Source organism: Candidatus Accumulibacter phosphatis (genome assembly GCF_000024165.1).
GTDB lineage: Bacteria > Pseudomonadota > Gammaproteobacteria > Burkholderiales > Rhodocyclaceae > Accumulibacter > Accumulibacter phosphatis.
This window is the reverse complement of sequence record NC_013194.1, coordinates 2,415,859-2,427,831: the sequence shown is the minus strand read 5'-3', so window position 1 is coordinate 2,427,831 and position 11,973 is coordinate 2,415,859. Positions and strand designations below refer to the sequence as shown.

At 66.1% G+C, this 11,973-nt stretch carries 6 protein-coding genes; 4 read left to right on the top strand and 2 right to left on the bottom strand.

Annotated elements, in window-relative coordinates; genetic code table 11:
* Positions 1–119: 119 nt before the first annotated feature.
* Together CAP2UW1_RS10680 and CAP2UW1_RS10675 are read right to left on the bottom strand one after the other, a co-directional pair.
* On the bottom strand, positions 120–2,960 hold the full coding sequence (locus tag CAP2UW1_RS10680) for a helicase-related protein (protein WP_015766635.1): 2,841 nt from the start codon (positions 2,958–2,960) through the stop codon (positions 120–122).
* A 9-nt stretch (positions 2,961–2,969) separates the two neighbouring features.
* Complete coding sequence (locus tag CAP2UW1_RS10675; protein ID WP_015766634.1) at positions 2,970–8,276, bottom strand: DEAD/DEAH box helicase; 5,307 nt, start codon at positions 8,274–8,276, stop codon at positions 2,970–2,972.
* A gap of 267 nt (positions 8,277–8,543) precedes the next feature.
* Between CAP2UW1_RS10675 and CAP2UW1_RS10670 the strand changes: the two genes are divergently transcribed.
* The 4 genes from CAP2UW1_RS10670 to CAP2UW1_RS10660 all read left to right on the top strand — a co-directional run bounded on the left by CAP2UW1_RS10670 (position 8,544) and on the right by CAP2UW1_RS10660 (position 11,881).
* Positions 8,544–9,524: a helix-turn-helix transcriptional regulator gene (locus CAP2UW1_RS10670; protein WP_015766633.1), complete on the top strand. Its 981-nt coding sequence runs from the start codon at positions 8,544–8,546 to the stop codon at positions 9,522–9,524.
* A 72-nt stretch (positions 9,525–9,596) separates the two neighbouring features.
* A complete protein-coding gene (locus CAP2UW1_RS25540) occupies positions 9,597–9,773 on the top strand; it encodes a hypothetical protein (protein WP_015766632.1) in 177 nt (58 codons plus the stop codon).
* 507 nt (positions 9,774–10,280) lie between these two features.
* A complete protein-coding gene (locus CAP2UW1_RS10665) occupies positions 10,281–10,595 on the top strand; it encodes a helix-turn-helix domain-containing protein (protein ID WP_015766631.1) in 315 nt (104 codons plus the stop codon).
* Complete coding sequence (locus tag CAP2UW1_RS10660; protein ID WP_015766630.1) at positions 10,592–11,881, top strand: type II toxin-antitoxin system HipA family toxin; 1,290 nt, start codon at positions 10,592–10,594, stop codon at positions 11,879–11,881. The genes CAP2UW1_RS10665 and CAP2UW1_RS10660 overlap by 4 nt, the downstream gene beginning before the upstream one ends.
* Positions 11,882–11,973: the final 92 nt, after the last annotated feature.

Genomic DNA, 11,973 nt, shown 5'->3' with positions numbered 1-11,973 from the left:
AAGCCCCCGGGGCGTGATCCTGGTCCGTCAAATTAAGGATGGCGATCAATGCTTAACGCTACAGCGACCCGAAATCCCAATGAATTCATCATCTTGATGTGTCCGGATTGGCTGTCGCGCTACGCCGGCACGAGCACCAAGACCCCCATCACGTCGACCGGCAGGCTGGGCGTGACGCGGTATTCGCCGCTGCCGCGAGCGGCCTCGCGCACGCGGCGGTGGTCTGCGAGCAGCGCCTGGGCACGCTGGCGGGCCAGGTTTTCGAGAGCGGGCTGCCAGGCCGGCAACTGGTCGAGAAAATGCCGCAGGTGATGGTCGCGCAGCGGCGGCGGCATGTTGCGTGCGGGTTCGGCGTCCAGCAGCGCGCGCACGCTGTCGCCGGCAAGCAGTTCGCCACCTTCGGGGCCCGGCAGCGCGACGGTCACCGTTTCTTCGCACAGCAGCAGGCGCGACTGCTGGCGGTGGGTGACGTTGAGCTGGTGACGCAGGCGTAGCAGGAGGACGGCGGTGCGGGCCGGCACGGCTGCGGTGAAGATGGCGCCGGCGCGGGCGACCCTAGCGGCGTCGGCATCGGCCGCGTGATCGTCGAGCGCCTGTTCGAGCAGGTGGTCGGCCAGGCAACTGACCAGCGGATGCGTGCGGTGGATGAACACTGCGCCGGGGGCCGGCGGCTGGTGGAAATCGATGCGCAATGTGCCTTCCAGGGCCTCCCCGCCCAGGCGCTCACGCAGGGCGGCGGCGTGCAGGCTGCCGATGTGCAGTTTCCAGTGGGCGGCCGTGGCCTTGGTCACGGCTTCGAGTGGCGCGCCAAGGCGAGTGGCGGCGCGGCGGACGAAGCGCTCGACATCGTCCTCGCCGCCGAGCACGGCGAGCGTCTTCCGCCATTCGGGCAGGACATCCTCGGGTTTGAGGCGGCGCTGCGCAAACAGGGTGCGGTTGCGCGATGCGCGCTCCCGCGCCGACTGCCAGGCGGTCTCGATCGCCAGCGCCGGCTCGCCGAAGTCGAGCGCGCGCTGCGGCGAGGTGGTGGCCAGGCGGCCCTGGCGCAGCAGCACGGCGCCGACCAACGCCTGGGTGAGCCGGCCTTCGTCGTCGGGCATCGGCACGAGGACGCCGAGTTCCTTGCGGATGCTCTCGGCCTTTCTGAGAATGACATGCAGCACGGCGCCGTCGACCGGATTGTCGCGCCCGTACAGCATGGTGGTGCGGACTTCGCGCGCCTTCTGGCCGAAGCGGTCGACGCGGCCCTCGCGCTGCTCGTGGCGGGTCGGGTTCCACGACAGGTCGTAATGGACGACAGCGGTGAACAGGTTCTGCAGGTTGACACCTTCGGAAAGGCAGTCGGTGGCGACGAGAATGCGCTTTTCGGCCTCGCCCATGGCGTCGACCGCAGCTTCACGCTCGGAGGCGGCAAACTCGCCGGTGATGGCCTGCACGAGGTGGCTCTTGTGGGCCTTGCGCAGCGCGTCGGCGACATAGTGCGCGGTGGCGATGTAGCGGCAGAAGACGACCGGCTGGAAGCCGGCGGCGGTCAGTTCTGCGAGATGTTCGAGCAGGCGCTTGAGCTTGGGGTCCTGGCCGGGGCCGGCGAGCGCCTCGGCTTTGGCGATGAGTTCGCTGAGGAGCTGACTGTCCTCGGTACAGGCGGCAGGTTCGATGTCCTGGGTGCTCAGGTCGTCGTCGGCACCGTCGAGGACGCGCTCGCGCCCCTGTGCCTCGGCTTCCTCGAGGCTTTGCCCCTGATCTTCGAGAGTATCGAGCGAGCCACCGGCGAGCCGCGTGCGCAGGGCATTGACCGCCGCCGCCGGCGACGAGGAAATGCAGCGCAGCAGCGCCAGCGCCGCCCACCAGCTCATGCGCTGGCGCATGGCGCCCTGGCCCTCGGCGCGCTCGACCAGCGTTCGGGCATAGGACAGAACCTCCTCGAACAGGCCGCCCCAGGCGCCGGTGAGCTGGTAGGTGATCTCGGCGGTGAGGCGCTCGGGGAAGACCTGGCGATCCTGCCATTCCTCGATGTCCGGCCGGCGGCGCTGGACGAAATGGCGGGCGAGCTGCTCGCGCAGAGGCTGGCGGCTGCCGGCCGCGGCGTCCTTGAGTTCACGGAACGATGGGTGCAGCAGGCCGAGCAGGTTGAAGAAGGCTTCCTCGTCGCCTGAGTGCGGGGTAGCGGTGAGCAGGATCAGGTGCCGGTCGGGATTCTCGGCGAGGCCCTTGAGCAGCGTGTAGCGCTGCTGGCGCCCCTGGCCGCTGAAGGTACAGGTGTGCGCCTCGTCGACGATGACGCACTCCGGGCAGGCGCGCTGGAACTCGTCACGGCGGCGGTCGGACTTGATGTAGTCGAGACTGACCACGGTATGGGGGTAGGCCTCGAAAACCGACTGGTTGGCCGGCAGGCCGCGTTCGAGGCGGGCGGCGGTGCTGCTGCGCACGACCACGGCGTGGATGTGGAAGCGCTGCTGCAGTTCGCGCTGCCACTGCTCGCACAGGTGGGGTGGACAGAGGACCGTCAGCCGGGAAATCTCGCCACGGTCGATCAGTTCGCGAACGATGAGCGCCGCTTCGATGGTCTTGCCGATGCCGACGTCGTCGGCAATCAGCAGGCGCACGACTGCCTGCTTGAGTGCCATCAGCAGCGGCACGAGCTGGTAGGCGCGCGGCTCGACGGCGATGTTGCCGAAGCTGCGGAACGGGCCGGCGCCAGTGCGCAGCTTGAGTTGCAACGCGTCACGCAACAGTTGCCCGGCGGCGTGGTTGGAAGCCTCGGCGACGGTCGGCCAGGGAAAGCTCGCCGGCGTCACCGGCTGCGGCTCGATCGGCAGGTAGATCAGCGTCGCGTCGTCTTCGGCGGCACCGAGCGCGCGCAGATGCAGGGTATCGCCGTCCGACTGCGGCAGGACGATCCACTCGCGGCCGCGGGCGGCGACGAGGCTGCCGGGTTGAAAGCTGACTTGGGAGTTCATTGGTTGCGCTCAGTGATCGTTGCTGGGGCCGAAAAGACCCGCATGCGCAGTGAAGATTTCAGGCCAGCGCGCCTGTTCCTTGGGGAAGCGCACGACATAGTGGCCGGACGCCGCCAGCGCGCGGTTGATCGCTTCGTCCCGTTCGCGCTGCGCCGCTTCGTCATGCTGCGGGCCGTCGATGTAGATGGCGGCCTTCCAGTCGGCGTAGAAGAAATCGGCGCAGGTGTTGCAGTCGGGGATGCTCTCCTGGCCACGGTCCGGACGCCGATAGCCGTGGCGATCGACATGGGCAAGCCAGGCCTGCTCGAGGCTGCTGCCGGAGAGGCGGGCAAGTTCGTCCTCGTGCCGCTCCGGCGTGCGGCCGAAGGTCCCCAAGCGGCCCTGCGCGCGAGTCAGGCGGCAGAGGATGTCGAGCGCCTTGCCTTCGTTCGCTGCATCCTGGCGGTCGATGACGGTGTGATCGGGCTGGTTGTAGTACGAAAGCAGGCATTTGTAGCAGCCCGCTTCACAAATCGGCTTGCCGGCCGCGTCGACATCCTGGACGAGAGTTTCCCGCTCCCAGAGGCCGTCAGCCGGGCGCTGGTAGTGCATGATGCGTAGCGCCTCCTCGGCGACCCTGGCGAGGGCCGCCGGCTCCGAAGCGAGACGAGTGAGCACCCCCGCCCCGCCCTCGGCCGATTCGTAGAGCAGGATGGCCTGGCGGTTGTCGCGGCCGGGCAGCGGTTCGGCCATCAGCTCGCTCTCCTCGAGCTGGTAGACGGCCTCGATGCCGCGCTTGAGGGCGTATTGCAGCGTCGCCATCGTTGCCGCCTCGAACGTCTCCGGCGGACGGACGATCAGCACGTTGCGGCGATCTTCGACATAAGGAACGATTTGCTGCGGCGGCGTGCGGTCGGGCGGCGCGTCCGGTTCGGGTTCGCCGCTCTCCTCGGCACCGCCGACCCAGTGGCCGGTGACCGGGTTGATCATGAACCCGAGGATGCTTTTGTCCTTGCGCCGCCGCCAGCCGAAATTCATTCGCCAGACGGTGGCAGCCGGCCCGTATTGGAGAGTGAGTACGGTCTCGGCACCGTCGGCAAGATGACTGTCGAGACGCTGCAGCCGGCCATCCTGCTCGGCGAACTGGATGGTGGTCTGCATCTCGTAACCCTGCCGTACCCGCTCCTCCTCGTTGGCGGTGATTCGCTCCGCGCGCCGCGTCGAGACGTTTTCGATGCGGTAGAGGTCTTGCACTTCCCTGGCGTCGGCCAGCGGCGCATTGCACGACACGCAGCGGTCGGCGTCGCGCTGACTGCGGAAGTGGCCATAGCCGCAGGCCGGGCAGATACGCGCGACTTCGGTGGTCAGACGGGCGCCCAGGGCGACCTGATCGTCGCCCGAGACGCCGAGCATGGCACGCGTGACACGGTACTGGCTGCCTTCGTGATAGATGAGGCTGTAGGGACCGAATTCACCGAGGGCGAGGAAACGTGGGCGCGTCAGGAAGTTCTCGCGGCCGATCTTGCCCCGGCGCGCCGGGATGTAGGCCATCAGCGGCAGACGCGGGAAATTGTAGCCGGGGAGGAAACCCTGGCTGGCCAGGTAGCGATACGTGTAGAAGTCGGAATTGGCGCTGCCCGATTCCTGCAGGAGCAGCGATTGCTGGCGGAAGGCTTCGTCGTGCCGCTGCTTGGCGTCCTTGCGCTCGCGCTCGCTGGCCGCGGGGTTGTTCATCACCCGCTGGTTGATCTCCATCTGCCGCTTGGTAGCCGTGAACAGATCGCGCCAGCGATCAAGCGCCGCGTTGAACGCGGCAAAGGCACGCGCAAATACGCGCTCGGCGAAGTGTTCGTCGTACCAGGGCGCTTTCTCGGCGGTGAGTTCGCCAGCCAGCACGGCGAGAATGCTGAGGCCACGTGCGTGGGCGCGGCGCTGTGGCGCATCGGCATCGAGGGACTGGCGCAGATGTTCGGCGAGCGGCGCCTGCTCGGCGTTCATGTCGAGCAGGCCGCGAATGCTCTTGTCGAGCTTGACGCCGGTTTCCGCCAGCCAGACAGCGTGCAGGTGGCTCTGGATCAGCTCGCGGTTGGCCAGGTCGAGAGTCGGCGGATTGACCTGTCCATGGACCATGCGCACGGGATCGCGGAAGAAATACTGGTCGTGCGGCGACTGCGCGGCGCAGTAGGTAATGACCAGCGCCGGCTGGCCGGCGCGCCCTGCCCGGCCGCTGCGCTGGGCATAGTTGGCGGGTGTCGGCGGCACGTTGCGCAGATAGACGGTGTTCAGCGACGAGATATCGACGCCGAGTTCCATGGTCGGCGAGCAGAACATTACCGGCAGCCATTCGAGCGGTTTGCCGGTCTTCTCCAGCCATTCGTCGCGGTCCTTGCGGGTGAAGCGGAAGCGGGCCTCACGTTCGAGGCGATCGTCCTGTTCGACCTGGGCCGTATGCTCGCGCGCCTCGAAGTCGAACAGGCGGTGGGCGGGGTTGGCGAGGAGGCCGGCGATGTTGGCGTAGAGTCCCCGGAAGAAGGCGTTGTCACTGGCACCGCGCGCACTCTGGCCATCGCCCAGTCGCCAGACGATGGCGCTGCCGTTGAGCTGGTAGCCGGTCATGCCGAACTCGGTCTCTTCGGCGACGACGAGGCCATAGGTCTTGGCCGCCTTGAGCAGCGCGGCGATGATGTCCTGGTAGTGCTCGTCCCTGATGCGGGCGGCGTGCGGGTTGTCCGCTTCGTCTTCTTCGCGCCAGGTGGCGGGCTGCTTGAGCAGGCGGCCGAGCCTGGAGCGAGCGCTGCCGGAAACGAGGTATTCAACGTTGCGGCGATCTTCGTCGAGTGGCCGACTGACGGTGATGAACCAGCTCGCCGCCACCGGATGTTCATCCTCGGTGAAGCCCCAGGGCTCGCGCAGGTTGGCGTAGCTCGCGGTCTTGAGGCGATCGAGCTCGGCACGGTCGAGGTAGCGCGAGGCCAGGCAGAGCCCCTGACGCATCGACTCGAACACCATATCGAGAATGCGCTGGCGCACCGTCGGCGAGGCGGCTTGCAGGACGAGCGGCGCCTCCTGCCACATTTCGGCGTCGTTCGACAGTTCTTCGAGGTCGCGGTAGGCGATCCGCAGCAGGCCGAGTTGTTCCAGGTTCGGGTTGTTGAAGCGCCAGCCGCGCCGCAGGTCGTAGTAGATTCGGTAGCCGAGAATGTTGCGCAGCGTGTCCTGGACCAGACGCCGGGCGTTGCCGCGCACGTCCGGATCCTGCATGAATTCGGCGCGCACTCCGGGGTCGTCGCGGTCGAAGCCGAGCGCAGCGAACACGGCGCCGGCTATTGCACTTTCATCGAGTTCCTGTTGGGCGCTGGCCTGCACGGCTGCCAGCAACGCCGCCCGCTGCAGGAGGATCTGCAGGAAATCGTTGAAATGCCCGACCTGCAGCGCGGCATCCTGGCGGTTGTCTGAAAAGCCGAGCACCTTCTTGGCTTCGGCGCTCAACTGGGCGTCCTGCTCGTAGAGATAGCGCAGGGAAGCGAGGGTCAGCATGGTGGTGGCCGAGCTACGACCTTCGCCGGAGAGTGCAGCCAAGCGCAGCGAATCGCGCCCGGCCGTGTGATGGATCACTCCGCAGTTCAGGCAAAAGCCGAAGCTGCCAGGGATGTACCAACCAGGGACCCCGCCATTGTCCAGCGCACCCTCGCCGTTGAGCCGGACGTGGACCGGCTGCCGACGCCGATAGGTCGATTTCAGGCGGTAGTTGTCCCCCGAACGCTCCAGCCAGGATTCCGGATAGCGGTCGAGAGTGTCCTCCCAGATCGCGGAGGTGTCCGGCATGAAGAAGCCGTTCCTGACCTCCTCATCCTCATGCGACCGGTCTTCGATGTTGCGCGGCGAGAACTGGCGGCCAAGGGGAGTATTCTCATCCCAGACCGGAAGGTATTCCTGACCGCAATCCCGGCAGAAATGCACCGAGTAGAGCTTGCGGCCCCGGTCGCCGGGAACGTACTGGCTGCCATCGAGCGTCAGGAAACGTTTGCCGGGTGCATCCAGCGTGGTGAACGCCTTGCCGCCGCCGGAAATGAACTGGTGCAGCTTGAAGGCAAACAGGCTGCGTCCGCCATCCTCCGGCGGCTTGTCGGTAGTGTGATACGCCAGGAGCAGGAAGTCGGCGAGTATCTCGCGCGCCGTCCCTTCCGGAATGCCTGCATCAGAGGCGAGGCGGGTACCTGCAGCCTCGAGGGTCATTGGCCTGGCCCGGCGCCACTTGCCCTCCTCCCGCGCCAGACCGAGAGTGAGTTCGGTCCACACGGCCAGCGGGTGCGTCGCCAGGTCGGAGAATGCAGGATTCTCGGGCAGGCCAGTCCGAATTGCCGTCGTCAGGGAAGCACGGATGTGTTCAACGAGGAGCTTCTCCGGGGTAATACGTTGCAGCGTTTCGGTGATCACATGCGCGGGCGAGATCGTGGTGCCGAACAGCCGCGTGGCGACTTCGGCAACGACGACATTGCGATCGGCCTCCGTGCCTTCCGTAGCCATCGTGGCTGAGGTGCCGATGCACTGCAGCCGATCGGTCAGTGCCTCACGAACCCGTCGCACCAGTAGGGCGACGTCGGCACCTTGGCGTCCGCGGTAGGTGTGCAACTCGTCGAGCACCAGAAAGCGCAAGCCTTTGGCGTTGCGGATGACGGCCTTGTCCTTTTCGTCCTGACGGGTCATCAGGAGTTCGAGCATCATGAAATTGGTGAGCAGGATGTCCGGCGGATGCGCCGCCAGGCGCTGGCGCTCCTCATCGTCCTCCTGGCCCGTGTAGCGGCCGAAAGTCACCGGTGGGTGATCCCCGTAGTCGCCCAGGAACTTGCCGAGTTCCTCGAGCTGGCTATTGGCCAGAGCGTTCATCGGGTAGATGACGATGGCGCGAGTCCGCGGCGCTGGGTCGGCTGCCTTTGCCTTGAGGATGGCATCAATGATCGGGATGAAGTAGGCGAGCGATTTGCCCGAGCCGGTACCGGTGGTCAGGACGTAGCTGGTACCCGTTTGAGCGAAACTGATCGCCTCCTCCTGATGCCTGAAGAGTTTCAGCGATACACCGGCCGAACTGACGCTCTTGCCCCCGCGGAAAATTCGCGCGCACTCCGGGTGAAGACTGCCGGCCGTGACCAGTTCCTCGACGCTGTGGCCCGCCTTGAAGTTCGGATTGACCTGGACGAGCGGTGCAGGCCAGTAGCGTTGCGACTCGTAAGCAGCGGCAACGAAGGACGCAATGTCCTCGGACTTGATGCGCGTGAAACTGCGAGTGAACTGGCTGTATTCACCGACCAGTTTCTCCCTGAACTCGAAGACGTCCATGTTTGCCTTGTTCTTGGTTATTTTCTCGGCGCAGCGGCAGCGACCCACTGCTTACACCAACCCAATCGCACGCTCTGGTCAACCCGCCGCAGCATACGGACACGACCCGCTCCCTGTTCGGCAGCCTCAAACTCCCCAAGTCGGCTCTTTTCGTGAGCGAGCCTTTGACCGCAATCCTTCAATGGCGACGGCTTGCATGCCATGATACAACCTCGGGAGCTCACCTATCGAGCCTGTAAAGCCATACATCGTCCTCGGATGTCAGCCATGAGCAGCCTGCAACGTATCTACCAGATCGACCAGATTCTCGGCGCTCGCCACTCGGTCACGCGCGCGGAACTGCAGGAGCGCCTGGGCGTTTCCTGGGCGACGCTGAAGCGCGACATCGCCTACATGCGCGACCGCCTGAACGCCCCGCTGATCTTCGACCGCCACCTGGGCGGCTACCGTTTCGAGACGGCCGAGCAGCGGGTTGGCCCGCAGTATGAACTCCCCGGCCTGTGGTTCACCGCCGAGGAAATCCATGCGTTGCTGACCATGCAGCATCTGCTCTCGAACCTCGACACCGGCGGCCTGCTCGGACCGCAGATCCAGCCTCTGCTCGCTCGCCTCACCGGCCTGCTCGGCACGGCCGACAACCCGGTCGAGGAAATCCAGCGCCGCATCCGCATCCAGACGGTCGGCGCGCGGGATTTCCATCTCGACCACTTCCAGGCAGTAGGCTCGGCCCTGTTGCGGCGAAAGCGCCTTATCATCCGCTACCATGCACGCGGCACCGACGCAGTGACCGAGCGGGAAATCTCGCCGCAACGCCTCAACCACTACCGCCACAACTGGTATCTCGATGCCTGGTGTCATCTACGCGATGGCTTGCGTGCCTTCTCGGTCGACGCCATCGAACACGCGGAAATCCTCGACAAACGCGCCAGGGATGTTGCCGACAAGCGCCTCGACGAGGTGCTCGGCTCCGGTTACGGGATCTTCGCGGGCGACCGGGTCTCCTGGGCTGTGCTGCGCTTCACGCCGGAACGAGCGCGCTGGGTCGCCTCGGAGCGCTGGCACCCGAAGCAGGAAAGCAGGCTCCTCGACGACGGCAGCTACGAGCTGCGCGTGCCCTATGCCGATGATCGCGAATTGATCATGGACATCCTCAAGTACGGCAGCGACTGCGAGGTCGTCGAACCGGCGGCGCTGCAGGCAAGAGTGGCGAAGGAGTTGCGGCGCGCGCTGGAAAATTATCGCGGGTAGCGGCTTGGCTGGCTCACTTGGTGAGCCCCGCGGGGATCACACTGGCTTCCGTCAACCCCACCGGAGCCCGCCATGCCCTCTCGCGACCCCAGCTTCTTCGACCGCCTGCAGACGATGTTCAACCTGCTCATCGGCGTCACCGATACGCACGCCTTGCCGCACGCCTTTCGTGAGCCGGCACCCTGGGAAATCGACCCAGACGGTTTCCAGCGCCCGGCCGTCTGGCGACGTCGTCGCCAGGCCCGCTAAGCGGACCGCACGATGTCCTCTCCGGCGGCAAACCGCCAGTCGCTGCGGGAGCGACGGCCCGATGGCACGCGCACAGGCTCACGCATGCGTGGCATCCTGCCCACGTGAAGCCTGCAAGGCATTTCCGGAACAAGGTTCGCTGTCGCATCCTGTGAGCCTGCGGCGGGCGATGCTTCATTCACGGCACGAGATAACGTAGCCTGGCCGAAAGGCCGTCGCCGAGTCGACGACGAAAACAGTTTTGGGCAGGGGCGATCGAGGGCGGCGGTGCAATTCGAGCTCGAAGGATATGTGCCCTGACCGCGGGGGTGCTCAACGACGGAGTTCTTGACCCGGCGCCGTCGCGAGATCCCATGGGGTTTTCTCGCCTCTGCGATCTCGCACGCCATGGAGGCCTCCCGTAAACACGGCATGATCACCGATGAGCTGATAGACTGACATCCTTAACGTGCCGCTTATGAGGACAAAGCGGCACTAACCGGCACAACCTTACCGTATAAACTAGCAATGACTGCCTTGCTGTTCAGCACCCCGCACGAACTTCAGCACCAGCTCGGTGAGCGCCTGAAGCGCTTGCGTTTGAGTCGGAACCTGGATCAGCGCACCACGGCCGAGAAGGCCGGCATTTCGGAGAAGGCCCTGCGCAATCTCGAAACCGGCCGAGGATCGACCGTCGAGACGCTGCTACGCGTACTGAAGGCGCTCGATTCACTGCAAGGGATCGACCTGCTCGCGCCCGAAGCCACCGTCAATCCGCTCGACCTGCTGCGCCAGTCCAAGCCAGCGCAGCGCGCCCGCCGACGTCCGACGGCGAGCGGATGAACACCCCGGTCATCGAAATTCGTATCTGGGGCCAGCGCGTCGGCGCGGTCGCGCCCGATCCGCGCCTCGGCTGCTATGTGTTTGCCTATGACCCCGCCTGGCGACGCAGCGGCATCGACCTGGCGCCGCTGACCATGCCCGTGGGCGATCCACGCCCGAGTTTTGCCTTCCCCGAACTGTCCGAAGCCAGCTACAGACGCCTCCCCGGTCTGCTCGCCGATGCCTTGCCGGACGATTTCGGCAACGCCTTGATCGACGCCTGGATGAGCGCGCGCGGCGTCGAGCGGCGCGCCGTCACCACCCTCGACCGCCTGGCCTACATGGGCCGGCGCGGCATGGGTGCGCTCGAGTTCAAGCCGGCGCGCGGCGCCCACCGCGAGAGCGCCGAACCGCTGGCGATGAAGAGTCTGGTCGAAGCCGCACGCCAGGTCATCCACGCCGACCTGTCCGGCGACGTCCAGGCACAGGCCGCGCTCGCCAACATCATCCGCGTCGGCACGTCGGCCGGCGGCGCACGCGCCAAGGCGGTCGTTGCCTGGAATCCACTGAGCAAGGAAATCCGCAGCGGGCAGTTCGACGCCGCCCCCGGCTTCGAGCACTGGCTGCTCAAGTTCGATGGTGTCGGCCACGACTCGGAACTGGGCAGCAGCGCCGACTACGGGCGCATCGAGTATGCCTACCACTTGATGGCGAGTGCCGCGGGTATTCGCATGTCGCCCTGCCGCCTGCTCGAAGAAAGCGGTAGGGCGCACTTCATGACCCGCCGTTTCGACCGCGATGTCGTCGATGGCGCCACGGTCCGGCACCATGTGCAGACGCTCTGCGCCATGAGCCATCTGGACTACAAGCAGCGCGCCACGCACGCCTATGCACAGCTGTTCATGACCATCGCGCGGCTCCGGCTCGGCGACGAGGCACTCGGGCAGGCGTTCCGGCGTATGGCCTTCAATGTCTTGGCGAAAAACTGCGACGACCATACCAAGAACTTTGCCTTCCGCCTGAAGCAAGGCGGGAACTGGGAACTGGCGCCGGCGTACGACGTGACGCACGCGCACAACCCAAGGGGCCAGTGGACCTACCAGCACCTGCTGAGCGTCAACGGCAAGTTCAGCGGCATCACCCGCAGCGACCTGCTCGTCGAGGCCGAGCGTTTCGGTGTCCGCCGCCCGCTCGAGGCCCTCGCCGACGTGGGCGCGGCGCTTGATGCCTGGCCCGAGTTCGCGCGCCAGGCCGGCCTCGCCGAGCAATCGACCACTACTATCCGTAGCGACTTCGAGCCGTTATGAAGGGCCACCCATGCGGCAAACGGTGCCGTGGCGTCGAAAGCAGGTCGCCCAGGCGCGTCTTGCCGCCGCCAGCGGAGCCCATCGGGCGTCGC

What these genes read in the sequence shown, in the direction of transcription:
- CAP2UW1_RS10680 (WP_015766635.1), bottom strand. Translation starts at nt 2,960, where the DNA reads ATGAACTCCCAAGTCAGCTTTCAACCCGGCAGCCTCGTCGCCGCCCGC.
- CAP2UW1_RS10675 (WP_015766634.1), bottom strand. Translation starts at nt 8,276, where the DNA reads ATGGACGTCTTCGAGTTCAGGGAGAAACTGGTCGGTGAATACAGCCAG.
- CAP2UW1_RS10670 (WP_015766633.1), top strand. Translation starts at nt 8,544, where the DNA reads ATGAGCAGCCTGCAACGTATCTACCAGATCGACCAGATTCTCGGCGCT.
- CAP2UW1_RS25540 (WP_015766632.1), top strand. Translation starts at nt 9,597, where the DNA reads ATGCCCTCTCGCGACCCCAGCTTCTTCGACCGCCTGCAGACGATGTTC.
- CAP2UW1_RS10665 (WP_015766631.1), top strand. Translation starts at nt 10,281, where the DNA reads ATGACTGCCTTGCTGTTCAGCACCCCGCACGAACTTCAGCACCAGCTC.
- CAP2UW1_RS10660 (WP_015766630.1), top strand. Translation starts at nt 10,592, where the DNA reads ATGAACACCCCGGTCATCGAAATTCGTATCTGGGGCCAGCGCGTCGGC.